The organism is Gordonibacter faecis (assembly GCF_030077735.1).
GTDB lineage: Bacteria > Actinomycetota > Coriobacteriia > Coriobacteriales > Eggerthellaceae > Gordonibacter > Gordonibacter faecis.
In genome coordinates this window covers 67,198-89,581 of sequence record NZ_JASJEU010000007.1, presented here as the reverse complement: position 1 = coordinate 89,581, position 22,384 = coordinate 67,198, and the positions used below count along the sequence as shown (strand labels likewise).

Sequence of the window (22,384 nt, the reverse complement as noted above, 5' to 3'; positions counted from 1 at the left end):
AAGGACCTGGTATGAACATCTTGGTTTTGGGCGGCGGCGGTCGCGAGCATGCAATCGCGTGGGCGCTGGCGAAATCTCCGCGCACCGATGCGCTGTACGTGGCGCCGGGCAATGGCGGAACGGCGAGCATCGCCCGCAACGTGCCCGGGTTGGATGCCGAAGATGGCCGCGCGGTGCTGGCCTTCGCGGAAGAACACGCTATCGACCTGGTGGTTATTGGGCCGGAGGCCCCGCTGGTGGCCGGTGTGGCCGACGTGCTGCGCGAGGCGGGTATCGCGGTGTTTGGCCCCGATGCGCAGGGCGCTCAGCTGGAGGGCAGTAAGACGTTCAGCAAGCGCTTCATGGACGCGAACGACATTCCCACGGCGCGCTACGGCAGCTTCACTGAGCAGGAGCCGGCGCTCGCCTACGTGCGTGAGCTGGGCGCTCCCGTGGTGGTGAAGGCCGATGGCCTGGCCGCCGGCAAAGGCGTGGTAGTGGCCGAGACGGTGGAAGATGCCGAAGAGGCCGTGCGCGAATGCTTCGAGGGCGCATTCGGCGAGGCGGGCTCCACCGTGGTGGTGGAAGAGTGTCTGACCGGCCCCGAGTGCTCCATCCTGGCGTTCGTGAGCGGCGGCAAGGCGCACTGCATGGCCACCGCGCAGGACCACAAGCGCGCCTTCGACGGCGACCGCGGGCCGAACACGGGCGGCATGGGTGTGTACTCGCCGGTGCCTATTGTTATGCCTGATGAACTGGCCGTTATGCACGAAGTCATGGAGAAGGCGGCCGAAGCTACGGCGCGCGAGTTCGACAACGATTACCGCGGCGTGCTGTACGGCGGCTTCATGTTGACGCCCGAGGGCCCGAAGGTGCTGGAGTTCAACGCGCGCTTCGGCGACCCGGAGACGCAGGTAGTGCTGCCGCGCCTTGAGGCCGACTTGGTGGACATTCTGCTGGCGGCGGCCGAGGGCCGTCCCGACGACATCGACCTGCGTTGGAGCGAGCAGTGGGCCGTGTGCGTGGTGCTGGCGAGCGAAGGCTACCCCGGCGCGTACGAAAAAGGCAAGGTCATCCTTGGTGTGGAAGAGGCCGAGGAACTGGACGGCGTCACCGTGTTCCATGCGGGCACGGCGCGCAACGCCGATGACGAGCTGGTGACCGCCGGCGGTCGCGTGCTGAACGTGGTGGCGCTCGGCGACACATTCGACGAGGCGCGCGAAAAGGCCTACGAGGCCTGCGACCTCATCAACTTCGAAGGCAAGCAGTACCGCACCGACATCGGCAAAAAAGCCGCCGCCGGCCGAAGCGCCTGGGAATAGGGGTAACGTTGCTATCCGAACGCATGCTTACGGCGGTTGTTCGCCAGTGCACGAAAAGTTATTTGAAGCTTCAGCCGACCGATGATGCGCGGGTGCCGGGGCCGAAGCCGGGGCAGAAGTACATGCTTTACATGCACGTGCCGTTTTGCGAGCGGCTGTGCCCCTACTGCTCGTTCAACCGCTTCCCGTTTGCGGAGGAACGTGCGCGGCCGTACTTCGCCAGCATGCGCAAGGAAATGATGATGTTGAAGGATCTCGGCTACGATTTCGAGAGTTTGTACGTGGGCGGCGGCACGCCCACCATCATGCTGGACGAGCTGTGCGACACCATTGACCTGGCGAAAGAAACGTTCTCCATCAAAGAAGTGTCCAGCGAGACGAACCCGAACCACCTCATTCCGTCGTATCTGGATAAGCTGCAAGGGCGCGTGCAACGCCTGAGCGTGGGCGTGCAGAGTTTTGATAACGGCCTGTTGAAGCAGATGGATCGCTACGACAAGTACGGCAGCGGCGAGGAAATTCTTGAGCGTATTGGCGAGGCCAGCCCGTATTTTACCTCGCTCAACGTGGATATGATTTTCAACTTCCCGGCGCAGACCGAGGACATTCTTATCAACGATATTGAGCGCGTGATTGAAAGCGGTACGAGCCAGACGACGTTTTACCCGCTTATGGCCAGCCCGAGCGTGGCGCGCCAACTCGCGCGCACCGTGGGTCGCGTGGACTACGACCGCGAGCAAACGTACTACGAAATGATCAGCGAGCTTCTGACCGGGGGCGATACCCCGCTCTTCGACTTCGGCAGCGCGTGGACCTTCAACAAGCGCGGCACCGGTGCGGCGGGCGAAGATGCCATGATTGACGAATACGTGGTGGACTACGAAGAGTATCCCGCCATCGGTTCGGGCGGCATCACGTATTTGGGCGACAATCTGTTCGTGAACACGTTCTCTGTGAACGATTACAACGCTGCTATTGCGGAAGGGCGCATGTCGCTCATGGGTAAGACCACGTTCAGTAAGCGCGACCGCATGCGCTATCGCTTCATGATGCAGCTGTTTGGCCTGCGCCTAGACAAGCGCCAGTGGGAACACGACTTCGGCTGCACGGTGGAAGCGGGGCTTCCCGTGGAGATGGCGTTCATGAAGGCCGCCGGCGCGTTCGACCGCGACACGCGCGACGAACTCACGCTCACGCCGAAGGGCCGCTACCTCATGGTGGTCATGATGCGTCAGTTCTTCATCGGCGTGAACAACCTGCGTGACCAGGCCCGCGCCGCACTCACTGGCGAGGAACGCGAGCTGCTGTTCGGCTAGCGCACGGCCGCCCTCCTTCCGCACCCCTTTCACCTGTGCCTTTCGACTTGTTGCCGCCTGAACCGGGCTGTGTGCCCCGTAGCGGCGCGCTAAAATACGACCCGCTCGCTCAGCGAGTGAGAGTTGAGATGCCCCTGATGCTGAGACGCGCTGCGCGCCCTGCAAGACGGCGGCCGCATTCCTCGAAAAATCGAAAGGTATAGGCGATGTTTGCAGAACACGCGAACGAATTGAGCGCGTACGGAATCAACTACATAGAAGCGCTCGATCGGTTCGACGGCGACGAGGCGTTCTTTGAGCACCTGATGATGCGGTTTGCCGAAGATAATTCGTGTGCGGCACTTCACCTGGCGATTTTCACGGAAGACGCGGGGTCGGTCTATCGGGCGGCGCATGCGCTCAAGGGTGTGGCGGGAACGCTGTGCTGCTCGGAGTTGTATGCGTGCGCTTCGCGGGTGGCCGACTCGGCACGCGCGGGTGACCTGGCAACTTCGGCCGCAGGGCTCAACGATCTTGACCAGGCGTACGATCGCGTGCTCAAGGCTATTCGCCGGTTCGCTGGCTAGTGCACGTGGGCGTCCCCAGCGCGTCAGCGCATTCCGCTTCTGCCCCCGCCCGTTATTGAGCAGCCCCCCGGTGTTATACTGTCCTTGGAAGCTGCCTTCAATCTCTATTGAATGCCTATGCTCTCGCATAAGATGGTATGATAAAAGGTACTCCGCGGCACAGCACAGAAGCGAGGCGAGGGACGAAGCAGCAGATGGCGCGCGTAAAACATAGTGAGGGATTCACCGTCGCTGAACTGCTCACAGTGGTGGCTATCCTCGCGGTGCTTGCGGCTGTCATCGGAGTGTCCTTGTTCGGCTACATTCGTAATTTCACGCTGACCAAGTACGATAACGCGGCGAAATCCCTCTACCTGGCTGCTCAGAACAGCATCGCCGATTTGCAGGCGTCGGGCGAGTGGGACGTCCATAACAAGGAGTTTACGGGGACGCCGGACGCTCAGGGAAACAGGGCAATTACGCCAACAGCGCTGCGCACCGATGACGACGGCAAAACCACAAGCGATGGCTATACCTATTATTATATAACGGCTGCGTTCGCCCAGGCGCACGGTATTTTGCCGCAAGGCGCCATCGACGCCGACGTGTGGAATCATGCGTATATCATTGAGTATTGCTACGAAACAGGCGCCGTGTACGGCGTGTTCTATACCGAAGAACCCCAAAGTGTGTTGGACGCGTATTACCTCAGGGGTGTAGATGGGGCGGAGATTCGTGACCGTGACCAGCGCAGAAAGGCAACCAATACACTGGTTGGTTACTACGGCGGTGCGGCTGCTGACGCGCTGAAGTACGAGGTGCTGGAGCCGCCGACGGTGGCCGTGGCGAACGGGCACATTTTGGTGACCGACCCCAACCTCAAACCCGCGCATCGTTCGTGGAACACCTACCAAATGCTTACCATTAAAGGCGCGAATGAAACATTGGTGCTGCGCCTTTCCGCGATGGGGACGCTTTCGCGTGTAGACCTCTACCGTAAAACCAATACCGGACTGACCCTGGTCGCTCCAGACGTGAAAGATGTCTGCGAACTGACGACCGACCAGGTGAACGGCACGTCGATCACCGCTGATACCTACCGCATAAGTATAGCTGCGCTCACGTCGGCGGTTGAAGGCACGGCGGGCCAGGCTCCGCTTGGGTTCACTGAGGGCGAAGTGGTGGATCTCACGTCGAAATGCAGCAGCAACGTGGTGCTGTGTCGCTCCGTCTATGGCTACGCTCAGGGAATGTGGGGTGCAGCGGTGGCTGATGACCTTATTTTCACCTCCAACATCATGTCTGACTGGCAAACTGAGGCCACTATCGACGTCTATATTACGAACACCGGCGTGCTGTCCGATCAGCAAAAAGGGAAAGAAAAAGGCAACGCGATTGAAATAGCCCTGAGGAACTTCTATGACGAAGATACCTACTCTGATAACAGCCTGTGCTACACCGTTACTATTGAGAAGGACGGCCACGCTACCGGCGATTTCACGTTTGAAGTACGTGGTGGCCATAACGCGAGTGGGAACGATAATGGAAACGTGCATCCCGAAAACGGCTATTACTTCTTCAATGGCCTCCAGAACACCCAAAGACTTGTGCTTACGCTGGAAGAGGCCGCGATACGTGGGATGACCGACGGGGCAACGTACATGCTCACGGTGAGGGGTCACAAGGTTAAGGGCTCAATGGCGGAGCCGTCACCGACGAAGAAGCTGGTCATAACCATCAACGTGCATAAGAGTGATGAAACCAATTACTATTACGTGATTGATAGACCAGGGTCGCTCTACGCTGAACTCATCGTAGCGACGGGTACGGCGGTTCAACCGATAGTGTCGTGGGAGGGCGGTTTGTCCATTGACCCGTCGAGTCCGCTCGTTGGCGGTGTGCAGACAGGTACGATCCTCGAACTTAATCAAACACTTCCCGCACAAAGCAGCTACTCCATAAAGTTCCTGAAGAACAATCCGTCCGCGAACTACGCGAAGGATACAACAGTGTTCAGCGGAAATTCCCAAGGTATAGCGGTGTCCTGAGATGAGGCAGATGAAAACAGCGTTCGGACATACCACGCACGACCAGGTGCTCAGCATACGGGCTCAGGCGCCACTGGGCGCGTGTGCCCTCTTTGCGGCTGCGCTCAGTCTCGTGGTGGCCGTGCTCCTTTCGGTGTTCTTGCTGGCAACTCCCATTTCCGCCTCGGCCGAGGACGGCCTCTTCGCCGGAGGCACCGGCACCGAGACTGATCCCTACCAAATTGCCAACGCCGACCAACTAAAGAACCTCGCCGACCAGGTGAACGCAGGCAGTGCTCAGTACGCGACGGCCCACTATGCGCTTACCGGCAACATCGATCTGGCGGGAAGCAGGTTTAGCAGCGCCAACACGCGCATCGGTTATGCTGACAGCTTTAGGGATGCAAGCAACCACGGCTTCCGCGGAACCTTCGACGGTGGAGGGTTCACCATCAAGAATGTGAAGCTTGACCTTTCGACTCTTACCTCAAAGAACGGCATGTATACAGCAGGGCTGTTCGGAGCTACGCAGGGCGCCACTATTAAGAATTTGAATCTGCAAACCGTTACGTTGTCCGGAACTCTGTCGGAGGCTCCTTCTGTAGATGTAGCGCTGGGGTGCTTGGTGGGTGCGGCATTTGGTTCTACCAACATTGATCAGTGCAGCGTTATGAATGGCATGATTGAAGAGTTGACGCCTGCAGGCACCACAACCAACACGCGGCTCTATGCTGCCGGCGGCCTGGTGGGCGATGCCTACACGACAGGCAGCGGCGCGAATGCCTCAATCACAAACTGTAGCGTGGATTGTACGATTCAAACCACGGGAACCTACAGCAGCCAGTCATATGCGGGTGGCATTGTGGGTCGCTCGCGTGTGAACAGCAACGAAGGTGGTTGGTTGCCCGTTCAGGTGAACTCGTGTGCGTTCGCCGGCTCTATCAAGGCTGACGGCTACAATGCCCCGGTGATTGCCGGTGTTCGTCGTGGAGCTGGTACTAATGCTGCTACGGGGACTAACATCTCGACAGCTGTCACGTTCAACATGTGCTTCTATCAGGCGAAACTTTCCATGAATGACGGCACGATGCCGAATTCGGTGTACAACCTCACGCAGAGTGATGACGTGTCGCAAGGCTTCGTGTACGACGAAGCCGGCGCGTATCGCTGGGGTGACGACAAGCTGAGCGGCTCCTACAGTGCCGCTAACATTGCCGACTGTAAGGCGACGCTCGATCCCGGTGGAGTAACCTGGCGCCAGGCTTCCAAGAATGGTGTGCCGATTCTTGTCCTCAATCATGTTTCGGTGGGAATCACCCTCGACGAGCCTCTTCATGGACGTTATTACTTGTCCGAAGGCTATTTCGGTGTGTACGAGGGAGAAACAGGCGCATCGCTTGAGAACCCTGCATGGAGCACGAACGTGAACGTAACTGCCGAAGGCCGCCACTTCGTCACGCTTGCTCCTGACGCGCAAGAGGCCTCGGTCGCCTTTGGGAGCAACCGGCAGCAGGCAAGCTGCGTTATCCCTGCTCCAAGTGATGTTTTCGTAGCGGTTCAGCGAGTAAATAACAATGCCGGTCGCGTTGTTTCCCTTTCCGCGGTCATTGTGAATGGTGACGCGTGGGGGCTGAACACAGACGATTTCACCTACGAATGGTTCGAAGGAAGCATTGCTTCGGGCGGCGTCATTTCAACGGAGTCCTCGCTCGACGTTTCGAGCGCTCCGGTTGGCGCGAAGTTCACTGTTAAAGCGACGCTGGTGGCTAATAACGCACTCACCTTCCAAGCCACAGGCGCGGCCGGCGGACGCACGGTGTTCGTCGATGCTAACGCCGGCGACGACAACGCAAAAGGCACGTCCCCTGATACGGCCGTCCGAACTATCCCGAGAGCATACGAACTGCTGGATGAACACGGCACGGTTGAGTCGAACGTTATCGTCATCGTGGGCGAGTACAACGATTCGTCGTTCGGACTTGAACAGCAGAACGGTAAGCCGAACGCGTTCTATAAACCAGCCACCATTACCGGCTACGACGCGGGGTATCCGGAAGCCAGTAAAGGCACGAATAGCCTTTCCGGCGACGACGCTCGATTTAACGACTACGGGCGGTTGACGTGGCATAATGACGAAGCGCGCGGCAAGTTCCTATACGCGGACACCGCGATACGTGACATCGTTCTCTACGGTGGCGGCGGAAACGTTGGCTACATCTATTGCCAGGGCCACAACCTCACGATGGACGAGAACATCAAGATGTATGGGTACAGCCAGGCCAGCACTGACAACTTCGGCCTGTTGGCGGGCACGAATGTTCCCAACTTCCACCTTGTGGGCGGCTACTACGACAAACAGGACAGCGCCACCGGGCAGAAGCAGGGCGATGAGTGCACCATCACGGTGAAGAGTGGCTGCTACGCGCGTATTTTGGCGGGCAACCGCAATACGAAAATGAACGACGGAAGCCATAACACGCTGGGCAGTGAAACTGATTACTTCAAGTCGAAGATTGTTGTGGACATTCAGCAGCCGTCGCGCGGCGGATATAACTGCGACGTGGGCATGCTCTGCGGTGGGCAGACAGACGGTTCTGTGTTTGCGGTATCCGATGTTGAGTTGAACAGCGGGTACGTGAAGCTGTTCCTCGGTTCCAGCATTGGCTATAACCGCTCGACGGGTGACGAACGCTACTCCAATAACGACTTCGTGGGTTTGGTGCGCGCTACGGTGAACGGTGGCACGGTTGAGCAACTGTACGGCGGGTGCCTCGGTCGTTGGAGTAACAGCAGTTCCGCCTCCAAAGACCTGGGCATTGATTCCCACTATCGCCACTCCGATGCCATCCGGAAGAAGGAAGGCCTCGACGCTTCGCAGCCCGACATCCTCATCACTATAAATGGGGGCACGGTGGGAACGAGCGACGCGACCGGCGCCGTGTTCGCGAGCGGCGCGGGCGGAACCACGGGCACGGCCGAGGACCCCGCGTCCGTCGCCGTGGCGGTGAACGGCGGAACCATCAACGGTTCGGTGTACGGTGGCGGCGACGGCAAGACCACCACTGGCAATGCCACTACGGCGTGCGCAACCGCCGGCATGCTGTACGGCTCGGCGAGCGTTTCCGTTGCCGACGGCACTGTTACCGGTAGCGTGTATGGCGGCGGTGCGGGCACCGATGCGTATCTCACCAACGTTGACAAGCGCGCGTTAGCTCAGGTCATCGGTGATACCGAGGTGTCCGTGACCGGGGGCATCGTAAACGGCAGCGTGTATGGCGGCGGGAATGGTATCGAAAGCAAAGACGCGCCGCACATGGCGCGCGTCACGGGCAACACGTATGTATCCGTTTCGGGTGGTCAAGTAGGCGGCAGTGTGTACGGCGGCGGCGCACGGGGTACGGTGGGCGAAGGCACCGTCGGCGGCAACGGCAGATTGCCCTACGAGGTAACGTCGGCCGGATCCACGACCGTGGTCGTGAGTGGCGGAGCGGTGGCTGGAAGCGTGTTTGGCGGCGGCGAAGGTTTCGGTCAGGGGGATACTGACCAGGCGCTTATCAAGGGCGCGGTGTTCGGCACCTCCACTGTGAAGGTGTACGGCGGCTCCATCAAAGACGACGTGTTTGGCGGCGGCAACGAAAGCAGAACCTACGCGCCGGCGGTGGATGGCACGGCGACGCAAGCAACACTTGTTATTGTGAACAGTACCGATGAGGGTATTGCGGTGCTGCCTGAAACCGACGCGCAGGACGCAGGCAAAGTTGTCAGCAACGACACCGAAGCTGCACGCATCGTTGATGACCTTTGCGACCTTGGCGAAGGGGCCGCTGCATCGCGTACGGTTGACCTCGGCGGCTCGGTCTTCGGCGGCGGCAACCGCAGCAAGCAATCGGGCTCGGGGCAGGCGAATGACTACACGGTGTACGGCAACACCGAGGTGTTCGTCAAAGGCTCCGGCGTCAGTTTCGGTGGCGAAAGCGGCGGCGTATACGGCGACGGCAATGTGAGCAAGGCCTTCGGCACGCGCCACATTACGCTGATCGACTTCAAGAATGATGCGCCGGACGCCGATCCGCTAAAGATGTTCTATTCGCTGCAACGCGCCGACCGCGCCATCATGAGCAACTCGAAGGTGTACACCCTGGGTGCCCTCGACCGCGTGAACTCGCTCGATAGCACGAAGTACGCCGTCAACCGCGTGCAACTGCTGAAGCTGTACAACGGCTCCACGCTGCAGCTTGACACGGTGGTGAACGGGTTGGGCTCGCTGTGGAGCGACGTGGAAACCGAGCGCGATTTCCGCAAAGATGATTGGATGGAGAAAAAGGACGCCAGCGGCCACAAGGTCAAAGAACTTGACCAGTATCGCCAGGCCTACGAGCAGGGCACGTTATGGACGAGCCTGGCGACGGGTACGGCATTCCAGGCGCTCAACACGGTCATCATCAACAACGGCAAGCAGCTTGATGTTGCCTACGCCGACGACGAGCAGCCCGAAACCGGCAAGTACGGCCATGTGATCGGCCTGTTCACGTTGTCATTGCTCACGCCTGGCGAAAACGAGGGCGGCGCGTTTGTGTTCGCGGCTACGGGCACCGATACCCAAGCGTTCAATCCGGACAGCACGGGCCACTTCGCCTGCGTCACCAAGGAATACGAGGACGGCGAGGAAGAAGACGACTACCTCGACCTGCGAACCCAGCAACTGAACGGCAACCGCATTTGGTACGTGGAGGGTCACACCTACCAGTACGACCTCACCATCAAGGGCTACACCACCGGAAACACCACCGTGACGGCGCAAGCCTGGCTTCCCGTAAACGAACGGGAAGACGACGAAAACGGGAAGGATTGCTACCTGCAATTCGACTCGCGTAAAGACATTGCGATTGAAAATACGCCCGAGCTGGTGGGCGAGGGAGTAACGCCGGGCGAAAAACAAGCGCAGTTGCGCATGGATGTGAACACCAACGCTGGTGAGTCGCTGGGTGGGTACTACTACTTCCAGAATCCAGGCCGTGCGCCGGATGACCGATTCCGGTATGACGAAAACGAGAAACTTATTCCCGTGACGTTCTCCCTTACCCTGGGGCAAAACATGACCGCCGTGAACGACGGCTTGGTCACGTTCCAGCTGCGGGATATGAACGAAGACGAGGACATGAACACCTACCTGTTCAGGGTTCACATCATCATCGAAAGCCCCACATCTGACGGCTATGCGCTCAAGCACTACGGCAAGATTTACGGCGACGTGCCCTACACCACCACCGACACCATCACCAGCAAAAGCGCCTACACCGCCGAATTCATCAGCACCTATAGCCCGTCCGCCTACTCAGGCAAGTCCTGGTCGATTATTCCTTATTGGGATGGAAACATCGCCGAGCATTCGGCTGGCCAAACAAGCCAAGGCCCCGACTGGTACAGCAGGTTTAGCCCAGGGCTAAAGATTACGATGATAGACCTCACCAACGCGAACAACCCACAATACTATTATCACGAGTGCGAAGGTGAAACTGAGATCAACCTCGATTCGTTCGATAAAGTTAACGGCTCCGGTAAGTTTAGCGACACCAAGAGCGGCAACACCGTCATCAGGGAAAAGCTGGTGTTTATTGTAGATTACGAAAACGCTGAGAATAAACCCGAGCATACGCAAAAGTTTTTGATGTTAAAACACACCTATAACAACGGTGCCAACGACATCCTGCGCTACACGGAATACAACCAAGATGGTTCAGTCTTCAACGAACATTACGCTCCAGGTGTTGAGCAGCAAATCGAATACGAAAGCTCAACAACAGGCTTTTCAAAAGCAAGTCTCACCGCAGGGCCTCGGGTGACGTCACTCGATTATCTCTATGATGTTTACCACTTTGATTTTTCACTCAAACTAAATGATGCAGTAAAGAATACACGATTCGAAGAAAACGAGTTCTCAGTAATTCTGTGGCTTGAACGCGCGAAAAACTTACCTTTGGGAACGAGCATTATTGTTACTGATGCATCAGGTCGGCCTATTGATTCGCGTTACGTACGCATGAATATGTCTAATGACGAAGAGCGTGCTGGTATTGTCGCAAACATAAAAGAAGCTGGAGACTATCACATTGCTCTGCAGGTATCTCGTTATTTAACATATGGGCGCTTTTCATCCGTTTGGGGAGCGACCCTACGTGCAAACGTGTATTCATCGAGCAATGGCCTGTATCCGTATGGCAATGTTGGAAAAGTTAACATAGGAGAAAGTTCATGGATAGGCCAATGGACAGATATGAATCCTAAGTTGCCTAGCCCTGTGTACAACTTGAAAGTGGATAGCATTACTGCGGCCGATAAGACTGTGACCGCTCAGTTGTTTGCTTCGAAGAAGGTGCAAAACGAAGCTGAAGATTTAGCTCCCTACAATGGGCTCACCGTATGGCGTTCACTCAAGGGGAATGCCGCAAGTGCTGTTAATGTGACGGCAGGTGTTACACCTGCGCAGGGCAAAGCGACAGGGACGATGGATTTCACGCTCACTGATACCGTGCCTGGGCCGGGGACGTATGAATATACGTTCTTCTATGGCACCACGGTTGAAACCAAGACGGTGACGGTAGGGTAGCGTTGGTGGGGGGTTCGACATATGGGCCAGCGGCGCGCCGTGTGGTGGATGTCGCTCAGGATACGCGGGGCGCTTCCATTCTCATTGCGTTGCTGTTTTTCCTGGTGTGCGCGCTGGTGGGTGCCGTCGTGTTGACGGCGGCCACCGTGAGCACGGGTCAGCTGGTCGACTACGAGAAAAGCCAGCAGGCATATTATTCCACCACGTCGGCGGCCGAATTGTTCCGCGACGAACTGGTTGGCGGCACCTGTACCGTTAGCGGCGAGGACTATACCTGCGCCTTCGCCGATGCGAATACCAGCGTGCAGAACTTCATTGCCGGTGCGGTGAAGTCGCAAAACACCACTTCCAACCCACTGGCCCCCAGCGCGGCAACCGCCACGCTGAAAGTGAGCGCGCCTGCCGACAACGACACGCTGAAAGACGTCACGGCGCGCCTGACCATGGGTGGCAAGAATGCCAGTACGCCGTTCGACCTGCGCATTACCTTCTCGCCGACCGTCTACGACGGCGCGGTGGGCAACTACCAGGTGGTGCTCACCATTCCTGCGTCGTGTTTGTACGACGAGGCGGGCACCACGCTGCAAAGCATCACGTGGAAAGATGCGGTGATTACGAAAAGCCCTCGTCAGACGGAGAGTAGCTAGTATGAAGCTGCGCGATCGCATACTTCGTTCGCAAGCGGGCGAAACCATCACCGAGGTGCTGGTGGGCGTTCTTATTGTGGGCCTAGCTACGGTGGTGTTGGCAGCGCTCATTAACGCCGCCGTGCAGTCGTCGCTGATGAGTACCGCCGCCTTGCAGGGTGCCTACGAGCAAACGAGCAGCGTCGATGCGGGCACCGGCCCAGCGGCAGCGGGTGCCATTACCGTGACCAGTTCTACCGATGTGGGCGAGCGTCCCTCGTGGGGCGACGCGCTCAAGTGGGAAGCCACGGTGGCCATCAACCAGTCCACCGACAGCGACGCCAACGGCTACGCGTTTTCGCGCTACACGCTCAAGGATGGCAGCTAGCATGCGGGCCTTTTCCAGCATAGTCCCCGCCTGCGCGAAGCGTTCGCCACGCCCGTTCCGCCCATCGCGTGCAGTGCGCCTCCTGCGTACAACCAGCGGCTTCACCCTGGGGGAAGTGCTGGTTACTGTGCTGTTAGTGGGCCTTCTCACGCTGGCGGTGGCCATGGGCATTGGCTCCGCGATAGGCTCGTACAGCACCATCAAGCAGGCTACCGACGCGAACGCGCTGCTCACCAACGCCGTCACGGCGGTTGAAGACGAGTTGCGGTTCGCCTACGATGTTGAGGCTGTTTCCGTGGCCGCAGGCACAGGCATTGATGGCAACGGCACCACGGCCTACACGTTCGACAGCTCGGTGCGTGGCTACCGGCTTTACCTGGCCAACACCACGGACAGTGACGGCGTGACGTCCATCACGCTGAACGGCGTGAATGCTCTGGATGCCGACGGCAAGCAGGCGAACCTTCCTGCCGACGTGGACACGCTTGCCGCCTTGCCGCTGCTGAACATCGACACGGCAGGCACGGGCGCGTCCGTCCAGCTGACAGAGCTCACGTGGACACCGAGCCCAAATGGGCGCGGCGGCCTGTGGACGTTCTCCGTGAAGGTGAGCGGCGCGGGTCAGGACGCGGAATCGGGAACCATCACGGTGCGCGCCGTGAACAACTGGTAGCGCACTCGACGCGGCCGCAGCGCAGGCAGCGGCACAGCGGCAGAACGCATGACGAACCTCGGACCCGCGCGGCCCGATAGCGAAAGGAAGCACGACGCATGGCGTACAAGCGACTGGGAGATATGCTTCTCGACAGCGGCTACATTACCGCTGATCAGCTGAATACTGCTCTCGCCTTGCAAAAGGACAGCGGCAAGCGTCTGGGTGAGCAGCTCATCGATGCAGGCTACATCACCGAAAAAGAACTTATCGATGTGCTGTGCATGCAGCTGGGCATCGACTTTATCGATCTGACGAACGTCATTCTGCCCACCGACCTCACGCAAACCATTCCCAAGAGCATGGCGAAAAAGTACAACATGGTGCCTGTGCGTGCGACGCCCGACGAGGTGTTCGTGGCCATGAGCGATCCCATGAACTTCATCGCGCAGGAGGAAGCGCGCGCGGCCACGCGGCGGCGCATCGTTCCCATGGTGTCCACGAAGCTGGCCATCGAGCGCGCCATCATGCAGCTCTACGGCAACGAAGGCGCCGCGCGCGCCATTGAGGACATGCGCACCGAGGCCGCGGCATCCACCGCTCCCGGCGATGCCACCGACGTGCGCTTCGCCGGCACCACGCTCGACGCGGAGGACGAGGCCCAAAGTGCGCCCACTATTCGCCTGGTGAACTCCATCATCGAACGTGCCGCCACCGAACGCGCTTCCGACGTACACCTGGAACCGCGCGAGGGCGACCTGCAAGTACGTATGCGCATCGACGGCCTCATGCGTAACGTGCTCACGGTGCCACGCGACTTGCAAAGCAGCGTGATTTCGCGCCTGAAAATCATGGGCGGCATGAACATCGCCGAGCGCCGCGTTCCCCAAGATGGTCGCGCGAACGTGCGCATCAAAAGCCGCGACATCGACCTGCGCCTGTCCACGCTTCCCACCATCTATGGCGAGTCGGTGGTGGTGCGCTTGTTGGACAAAAGCTCACAGCTGCTCGACCCGAAGGGCATCGGCCTCTACGGCGACAACCTGGATAGCTACCACAAGCTGGTGCATTCCAACAACGGCGTGCTGCTTATTGCGGGCCCCACGGGTTCCGGCAAGTCGTCCACCATGTACACTATGATTCGCGAACTCAACACTGAACAGGTGAAACTCATCACGCTTGAGGACCCGGTTGAGTACAACATCGACGGCATCAACCAGGTGCAAATCAACGAGAAAACGGGCCTCACCTTCTCCAGCGGCCTGCGCTCCATCCTGCGCCAGGACCCGGACATTGTGGCGGTGGGCGAAATCCGCGACGGCGAAACGGCCGAGATTGCCATGCGTGCCGCCATCACCGGTCATTTGGTGCTTTCCACGATTCACACCTACGACGCGCTGTCCACCATCGACCGCTTGCTCGACATTGGCGTGGAGCCCTACCTGATTGCGTCGGGCTTGCGTGGCATCATCAGCCAGCGCCTGGTGCGCCGCATTTGCCCGCATTGCCGCGAGGAATACCAGCCCGCGCCCGAGGACTTGGAAGCGCTCGGCCTGCCCGCGAACTCGGGCATCAAGTTCTTCCACGGCAAGGGTTGCCCCATGTGTTTCCACACTGGCTATCGCGGGCGCACGGGCGTGTTCGAGATACTGGTTATCGACCGCGAACTGCGCCGCGCCATCGCCGAAAACGCTGGTCGCGATGCCATTCGCGCCATCTTGGCGAAGTCGCGCTTCGTCACGCTGTCCACCAGTTGCATTCAGCTGGTGCACGACGGCGTAACCACCGTTGAAGAAGCCACACGCACCATTAACACGCTGGATTAGGAGCGCCCCATGACGAAAAGCATTGAAGAGCTGGTTGACCAGGCGCACGCGGCGGGCGCGTCCGACATTCACCTGGTGAGCGGCCTGCCACCGAAGCAGCGTGTCGACGGTGTGCTGGTAAGCATGCCCAGCTGCGAGCCGCTGACGCCTGACCAGTGTGAAGTGTACGCGCAGGCGCTGGCCGGGCGCGGCTACGACGCCATCAAAGAGCGCGGTGAGCTGGACCTGGCGCACACCATCGCCGGCGTGCGTGTGCGTATCAACCTCTTCCGCCAAAAGGGAAACATCAGCGCGGCGCTGCGCCTGCTGTCCGATGTCATTCCGCCCCTGGATGGGCTGGGCGTGCCGCCTGCGGTGCTGGACTTCCCCAAGCTGCAGCGCGGCATCATCCTGGTCACGGGCGAAACCGGGTCCGGTAAGTCCACCACCATGGCGGCGCTGCTCGACCAGATCAACCACACGCGCGACGACCACATCATCACGCTGGAAGACCCCATCGAGTACGTGCACACGCCCGACCGCTGCGTCATCAATCAGCGCGAAATTGGCACCGACACCGCCAGCTACGCCGACGCGCTGCGCGCCGTGCTGCGCGAAGACCCCGACGTCATTCTCATTGGCGAGATGCGCGACCTCAACACCATTGAGACGGCGCTCACCGCCGCCGAGACCGGCCACCTGGTGCTGGCCACGCTGCACACGAATTCCGCGGCCGACTCCATCGACCGCATGGTGGACGTGTTCCCCGAGGGCCTGCAGCGCCAAATTCGCATGCAGGTGTCCACGTGTCTGCACGCTGTGCTCAGCCAGCAGCTGGTGCACCGCCGCGGTGGTGGGCGCGTGCTGGCGGCCGAACTCATGATTGTGACGCCGGCCATTCGCAACCTCATTCGCGAGGGCAAGACGCCGCAAATTGTGAATGCGCTGTCCACCTCGGCGGCCGTGGGGTCCATCACCATGGACAACGCGCTCATCAACCTGTACAAGCGCAATGAAATTGACGCGCAAACGGCCATCGAAGCCGCGCACGACATCGACTACGTTACCAAAAGCACCGGGCGCTTCTAGCGCGAGAAAGGCAAGGCCGTGGCAGTATTCAAGTACGAGGGAACGTCGGCGTCGGGGCAGCAGCTCTCCGGCGTGGTTGAAGCGTTCGACGAGTTCGAGGCGCTGGAGAAGGCGAAGGTCACGTGCCGCGTGGTCAGCAAAATCACGCCCGTCAAAGAGCGCCCGAGCTTCCTGAAGCAAGAAATTGGCTCCGGCAAGATAAAGTCGAAGGTCATCGCCATCATGTGCTCGCAGTTCGCCATCATTATTGCATCGGGCATGGGCATGGCGCGCTGCGTGGAACTGGTTGCCGAGCAGACTTCCGACAAGGGGCTGAAGGCCATCCTCGACGAGGTGGCCGAGGACGTGGCGGCTGGTCACAGCCTGGCGAACAGCTTCGAAAGCAAAGGCGGGGCGAAGCTGCCCATCCTGTTCTACGAGACCATTCGCGCAGGTGAACAGGCAGGTACGCTCGACCAAAGCTTCGACACGCTGCACAAGTACTACGACAAGTCCAGCAAGACAAAGGCCAAGGTGGCCCAGGCGCTCACGTACCCTGTCTTCGTTATTTTTATTGCCATTGTGGTGGTGGCCGTGATGATGGTGGCGGTTATTCCCACGTTCAAAAACATCCTGTCCAGCTACGACGCCGAAATGCCGCTGGCCACGCAAATTCTTATCAATGCGAGCGACTTTATGGCAGCGAACATCCTGTGGATTGTGCTGGTACTGGCCGCCGTGGCGCTGGGTGTGAAACTGTGGACAAAGACCGAACGCGGCCGTGTAGCCTGGTCAACATTTAAGCTGAAACTGCCAGCGCTGGGGCGCGTGGCGCAGCTTTCGAACGCCGCGCAGTACGCGAACACCATGTCCACGTTGCTGGCGTCGGGTTTGCAGATGACGCACGCGGTGGATGTGACGGCGAAGGTGATGGACAACTACGTCATGAGCCAAGGCGTGGCGAAGATGACGGCGAAGCTGGAGGAGGGCAAACAGCTGGGCGAGTGCATGGAAAGCGTGCCGTTTATGCCACGCCCCCTGATAGAAATGGCTGCTGTGGGCGAGGAAACGGGCTCACTGGAAGAAACATTATCCACCATGGGGGTGTTTTATGACGACGAAACCGACCGTGCAACCCAAAAGGCCTTGTCAAAGCTTGAACCAGCGATTCTAATATTTATTGCAGTGTTTGCAGGCTACATAGTACTTTCTTTGTATATAGCAATGTTTTCTATATACGGTTCAATGTAGTATTTTTCATTGTTGCAGTACTTAAGACCCGGTATGATGGCAATACGAGAAATGGCGGGTGGGGGATGCTATATATTTCTAACCCACAAGATCAGAAGTTTTTATAACTTCTGAGAGGAGGAAATGATGAAACAAATGATCCAAAGAATCCGAGAGGAAAAAAGTGGCTTTACCCTGGCTGAACTGCTTATTGTTGTTGCTATTGTTGCTGTTTTGGTTGCCATTGCCATTCCGGTATTCTCAGCTCAGCTGGCAAAAGCTAACGCTGGCACCGATGAGGCAAATATTCGTTCCGGCTATGCACAAGCCCAATCATTTATTCTGACAAAAATGGATAACGATAAAACTAAAATTGCAAGTGGCGATGTGTACTACTTGACCACTGATGCCGGTCTCTCAAAAACGGGCACAAAGTATGAGACCAAGGGAACTAGCACCGATGTTGATAATGTTCCAGGTTATCTTCCTGCATGGACTGCTCAGCAAAACGTCAAGTACACTTTCACGGTTAGTGCAGACACTGGTGAGGTTACTGTAGCGGTTGAAGCTGTAGATAAAACGAAATAAGCAACGTTTAAAACTGTAAATATTAGTAAAAGGCGGTCGGATTTGTCGGCCGCCTTTTAAATTAAGAAACTCCAAGTAGGAGTTTATGCCGTTAATTTGTAGATTGATGGCTTTGGCGCTATGAGTATGCGTCAGAATATCCGACATGATTCCAACGTGTCGCTGTCGGTGAAGGCAACCCCGCATATAAAGCGGCCGCAACAAAAGCCCTGTCCCGCTGCCTAAAAGTGTGACGCGCTATCGCGCTGCTAATTACGCCAGGATGTGATGCGTCTCCCTATCACTATGACGAGGGCTCTTTCATGTACGATAAACCTACCTAAAAAGGTTATCTTCGTAGGGGCGCCCTCTCCGCCGCAGGCGGAGAACCCAACCATAACCTACGTTTTCGCGCTTGCGCGAACGGCGCACTGGAGTACGCCGCTACGGAGGTTAACCCTCTTGTAAGACTTCGCCTTCAAGTCAGTCAGCCCGCGTCGTAAAGCAAGGAACTTGGATACCTCATGGCGTACTAGCCAGCGCGAAGCGCGTTACACTCTTTTGTAACGGGAGTCTCCTACAGTCAACCTGGTAGATGAAAACTTCGGTTCCTTATTAATTCAAAAAGTTAGTTCTAGAAGTAAAAGAGTTAATTAACTAACGCGAGGATGAATGAAATCTAAAAGCTAAACGCCTTTGAAGAGGTCTTCAAGCGTGATATCAAAACCTTCTGCAATCTTTTCTAAAGTCGCGAGAGTGACGTTGCGGTTGCCGGATTCTAGGTGGCCAATGGTGGAATAATGAAAGTCGAGGTACGTGGCGCACTCCTGCTGCGTCCAGCCTCGTTCTTCCCGCAAGGTCTTAATCCTCAACCCAAGTTGTTTCGCCGATTTAACCATGTCACCAACCAATGCGACGCATTAACTGTCCTCTGGCATATATACCAGAATCCGCCTGCTGTTCAATAGCTCTTTAAGAAAGCGGGCTTTGCGGTATAGGTCATCGGGGTGGGGTTTGTGGTATTCTGCTTGCATGGAAATTGCGGCTGACAGCAGGGGTTTTTCTCGGGTTGAGATTGTTTGCATCGTGGGTATTGCGTGCTTTGCGGTGGCGCTTGCGGCGGTGGTTGGGTGGTATGCGCTGGGGCTTATGTGGCAGGGCAACGATGCGAACGTGCTCAATACGGCCGAGGGTGTTGCAGCGACGGCGGCCGCCGAGTCGTGTCTTGTTCCCGGGTGCCCTGGCGGCGATTTTTCCGAACATCGCGATCACGTCACTTCCGATGGCACGAACGTTGCCTACTACGACAAGGGCGGCAACTGTTTGGTGGCCGACCCGCCTGCAGGGTATAACGAAAGTGATACCCTCGTGGTAGAGGGCGAACAACGCCACGTCGAGCGCGGTTCTCTGATTATCAAAGTTACGAGGAAAAACGGGACCTTCGCTGTCTCATGGGTAGAAGCCAACGCCGCGCACTAATTTTTTGGTTGCAGGATTTTTCAAGCGAATGAACACCGGGGTGCTGCAAAATGTTTCACGTGAAACATTTGAGAAAGGAGCGGCGGGATGCAGTTGAGTGAGTTGGCCGTGCTCTCGCCAGTGTGGCCGGTGTTCTTCCTGGTGGTCGCAGGCGTGTTGGGCGCATGCCTCGGAAGTTTCATCAACTGTTTGGCGTGGCGACTTGTGCATGGTGAGAGTGTGTGGAAGGGGCGTAGCCATTGTGCGGTGTGCGACCATCCGCTGAACGCGCTCGACCTGGTGCCGGTGCTCAGCTGGCTCTTCTTGCGCGGACGGTGCCGCTATTGCAATGAAAAAATCGCGCCGCGGTATATGGTGGCGGAACTTGTGTGTGCGGCGTACTTCATAAGCATTGTGGCTGTCTACGGCCTCACCATTCATGCGCTCGCCCTGTGCGTGCTGGGGTGCGTGCTTTTGGGGTTGTCGCTCGTTGACCTGGAAAGCTACACCATCCCGAACGGGTTCATTCTATCGGGCATCGTGGTGTGGGTGGCCTCGTTCGCGTTTTATGACGTGGACTTGTCCACCATTGGGCTGGGGTCGCTCATGTGGGCGCTCACGGGTTCGTCGCTCTTGGCCGTGCTCACAGACGGGCTCCTTGGCGCGTTTGTGGTGGCGGGGTGTCTGCTGGCCATTGCGCTGGTGTTCGATCGCGTGGTTGGGCGGCAAAGCCTCGGCGGCGGCGATGTGAAACTCGTGTTTATGGTGGGCCTCTACCTGGGGCTAGTGGGCAACGTCCTCAACCTCATGGTGGCTTGCGTCATCGGCATTGTGTTCGCCGTCCTCACGCAGCGTCGCCGGCAGAATGCGGAAGACCCGCGTGCCTTCCCCTTCGGCCCCTCTCTTGCGCTGGCCACATGGTTCACGCTGCTGTTCGGGCCGACGCTCATCACGCTGTACTTTGGGCTGTTTTAACCCCTGTTCACCTGAAAGATTGGGTCAACTTGCGGCTGCTCTGCCCTCTCGTGCTCGCTTAGAGCCCGGGGCTGGCTTATAATGGCCAGCGAGGGAAAGAGGATGCGCATGGCAAAAGCACTCACGGGCATAGATATTGGTTCCGGCCATCTGAAGATGGCGGTGTGCGACGGGCGCGCCGTGTCGCAGGTGATTGTTGAAGACATGCCCGATAACCTGGTGAAAGACGGTCGCATCACGTCGCTTGAAACCATGTCCGAGCTGTTGCGCAACACCGTGCGCAAGCATCGGGTGTCCGCGAAGAATGCCGCATTCGTGCTCAATTCGCGCGACGTGTACACGCGTCGCATCGTGCTTCCCGCCATGACGGTGGACGAACTGAAGTTAAACCTGCCGTTCGAATTCAGAGATTACATTGCCGATGGCAAGGACAAATACCGCTTCGATTACGCGCTTTTGGAGATGCGCCACGACGAAGTCGGCGTTCCGCAAGAGATGGACGTGCTGGCCGTGGCGGCTCCTATCGAAACCATTGAAGGGTACGCCGACATGCTGCGGCGCGCGGGCCTTAAGCTGAAGATTGCCGCGCCTGACATCATGGCGTACGCGAACATCATCGCGCAGTACGAGCGCAACCATCCGGTGACTGACGCTGCGCCCGCTGCCGCTTCCTCCGTTCCCGACGCGCCCGCAGCCCCCGCCGCCAGGGACTTCTGCTTCCTTGACATCGGCAGCACCAACACGCGCGTATACCTATTCCCGCAAGGAAAATACGAGGTCACCCGCTCGGTGGAGTTTGGCGTGCATTCGCTGGTGGCCGCTGTGGCTGACCACTTCGGCGTGGACGAGAACCTGGCAAAAACCTACGTGGCAACCAATTACGAAAACGCCCAGACTATCCAGCCGTGCCTCGATTTGTACGAGCGCATTGGCGTGGAGCTGGCGCGTATCGTAAGTTTCTTCAACTTCAACTACCCCGACAGCCAGCTGGCAACCGTGCACTACTGCGGCAGCGGGTCCGGCATTGTGCCCCTGCTGCACGCCATTGATGAACACCTGAGCATTGACCTGGTGGACATCGGCGCAATGATGCCCTATTCGCCAGCCGTCGCCGACAGCTTGCGCGCGTGTCCCGCCGCCGTGGGCCTGGCCTTGCAGTAAGGAGCGGACATGGCATTGGAACTGACGCTCAAGCGAAGCAAAAAGCCGGTGTATCCCACCAAAACCACCATTAACCTGGCCGAGGACGATCAGCGCGGCAACAACACGCGCTCCCTTGTGCTGTTCGTGGTGGCGCTTATCGCCATTGCGCTCTTCGCGAAGTTCGCCGTCATTGACGTGATGGGCGCGGCAAACGCCAGCTTGGCGAAGGTGGCCACCGCTCAGTCGCAACTCTCGGCGCTGGAAGAAGCGAACGCTGACTACCCTGAGCTGCAGGAACGCTACGCGGCCTTCGCGGTGAACAGCCTGTCGGACGAGGAACGCGCGCTCGCCGACCGCGGTGCCATCCTGGAGCTTCTGCAAGGAACCGTGGCCAACATGGCCGAACTGCAATCGGTTAGCGTGACGGGCAACACCCTCATGCTGCAATTCGCGAACACGTCGCTTGAGGACGTGAGCCGCGTGGTGGCCTCGCTGGAGAGCAGCGATTTGGTGGCGAATGTGTCGATGAGCACGGCAAAGACCGACCGCAACGACGAAGTGGTGTCCACCATCACCGTAACGCTGAAGGGCGAAGGCCAGGACGTCTCCGAGGCGCTGGCTGCAATGGACGAGGCGGTTGCCGCCGCAGGCTCAAGCACGGGATTGGGGGCGTAAC

The 22,384-nt window shown here is 58.4% G+C and carries 17 protein-coding genes; 16 read left to right on the top strand and 1 reads right to left on the bottom strand.

The window, feature by feature from the left end; genetic code table 11:
* Positions 1–11 precede the first annotated feature (11 nt).
* From purD to QNJ86_RS03830, 12 genes are all read left to right on the top strand, one after another.
* Positions 12–1,301: a phosphoribosylamine--glycine ligase gene (purD, locus tag QNJ86_RS03885; protein WP_283831280.1), complete on the top strand. Its 1,290-nt coding sequence runs from the start codon at positions 12–14 to the stop codon at positions 1,299–1,301.
* 8 nt (positions 1,302–1,309) lie between these two features.
* Positions 1,310–2,617, top strand: a complete 1,308-nt coding sequence (locus QNJ86_RS03880) for a coproporphyrinogen III oxidase family protein (RefSeq protein WP_283831279.1) — start codon at positions 1,310–1,312, stop codon at positions 2,615–2,617.
* A gap of 206 nt (positions 2,618–2,823) precedes the next feature.
* Positions 2,824–3,183, top strand: a complete 360-nt coding sequence (locus tag QNJ86_RS03875; RefSeq protein WP_283831278.1) for an Hpt domain-containing protein — start codon at positions 2,824–2,826, stop codon at positions 3,181–3,183.
* 194 nt (positions 3,184–3,377) lie between these two features.
* Positions 3,378–5,210, top strand: coding sequence for a type II secretion system protein (locus QNJ86_RS03870; RefSeq protein WP_283831277.1), 1,833 nt, complete (start codon positions 3,378–3,380; stop codon positions 5,208–5,210).
* A 10-nt stretch (positions 5,211–5,220) separates the two neighbouring features.
* The gene (locus QNJ86_RS03865) at positions 5,221–11,796 is read left to right on the top strand and encodes a hypothetical protein (RefSeq protein WP_283831276.1); all 6,576 of its coding nucleotides are present in this window, start codon (positions 5,221–5,223) and stop codon (positions 11,794–11,796) included.
* A 5-nt stretch (positions 11,797–11,801) separates the two neighbouring features.
* The gene (locus tag QNJ86_RS03860; RefSeq protein ID WP_283831275.1) at positions 11,802–12,443 is read left to right on the top strand and encodes a hypothetical protein; all 642 of its coding nucleotides are present in this window, start codon (positions 11,802–11,804) and stop codon (positions 12,441–12,443) included.
* 1 nt (position 12,444) lies between these two features.
* Positions 12,445–12,810: a type IV pilus modification PilV family protein gene (locus QNJ86_RS03855; protein ID WP_283831274.1), complete on the top strand. Its 366-nt coding sequence runs from the start codon at positions 12,445–12,447 to the stop codon at positions 12,808–12,810.
* Position 12,811: 1 nt separating this feature from the next.
* Positions 12,812–13,483, top strand: a complete 672-nt coding sequence (locus QNJ86_RS03850; RefSeq protein WP_283831273.1) for a hypothetical protein — start codon at positions 12,812–12,814, stop codon at positions 13,481–13,483.
* 98 nt (positions 13,484–13,581) lie between these two features.
* Positions 13,582–15,288 carry a GspE/PulE family protein gene (locus QNJ86_RS03845; protein ID WP_283831272.1) on the top strand — a complete coding sequence of 569 codons (1,707 nt, stop codon included), beginning with the start codon at positions 13,582–13,584 and terminating at the stop codon, positions 15,286–15,288.
* A gap of 9 nt (positions 15,289–15,297) precedes the next feature.
* Complete coding sequence (locus tag QNJ86_RS03840) at positions 15,298–16,356, top strand: type IV pilus twitching motility protein PilT (RefSeq protein ID WP_283831271.1); 1,059 nt, start codon at positions 15,298–15,300, stop codon at positions 16,354–16,356.
* A gap of 18 nt (positions 16,357–16,374) precedes the next feature.
* Positions 16,375–17,586: a type II secretion system F family protein gene (locus QNJ86_RS03835; RefSeq protein ID WP_283831270.1), complete on the top strand. Its 1,212-nt coding sequence runs from the start codon at positions 16,375–16,377 to the stop codon at positions 17,584–17,586.
* Between the two features lie 126 nt (positions 17,587–17,712).
* Positions 17,713–18,153 carry a prepilin-type N-terminal cleavage/methylation domain-containing protein gene (locus QNJ86_RS03830; RefSeq protein ID WP_283831269.1) on the top strand — a complete coding sequence of 147 codons (441 nt, stop codon included), beginning with the start codon at positions 17,713–17,715 and terminating at the stop codon, positions 18,151–18,153.
* A gap of 665 nt (positions 18,154–18,818) precedes the next feature.
* Here QNJ86_RS03830 and QNJ86_RS03825 read toward each other — a convergent pair.
* Positions 18,819–19,031 carry a helix-turn-helix domain-containing protein gene (locus QNJ86_RS03825; protein WP_283831362.1) on the bottom strand — a complete coding sequence of 71 codons (213 nt, stop codon included), beginning with the start codon at positions 19,029–19,031 and terminating at the stop codon, positions 18,819–18,821.
* Positions 19,032–19,164: 133 nt separating this feature from the next.
* Between QNJ86_RS03825 and QNJ86_RS03820 the strand changes: the two genes are divergently transcribed.
* The 4 genes from QNJ86_RS03820 (at position 19,165) to QNJ86_RS03805 (ending at position 22,383) form a co-directional block, all read left to right on the top strand.
* On the top strand, positions 19,165–19,611 hold the full coding sequence (locus QNJ86_RS03820; protein WP_283831268.1) for a hypothetical protein: 447 nt from the start codon (positions 19,165–19,167) through the stop codon (positions 19,609–19,611).
* Between the two features lie 87 nt (positions 19,612–19,698).
* A complete protein-coding gene (locus QNJ86_RS03815; protein ID WP_283831267.1) occupies positions 19,699–20,565 on the top strand; it encodes a prepilin peptidase in 867 nt (288 codons plus the stop codon).
* 108 nt (positions 20,566–20,673) lie between these two features.
* A complete protein-coding gene (gene pilM / locus QNJ86_RS03810) occupies positions 20,674–21,726 on the top strand; it encodes a pilus assembly protein PilM (RefSeq protein WP_283831266.1) in 1,053 nt (350 codons plus the stop codon).
* 9 nt (positions 21,727–21,735) lie between these two features.
* Complete coding sequence (locus QNJ86_RS03805; RefSeq protein ID WP_283831265.1) at positions 21,736–22,383, top strand: hypothetical protein; 648 nt, start codon at positions 21,736–21,738, stop codon at positions 22,381–22,383.
* Position 22,384: the final 1 nt, after the last annotated feature.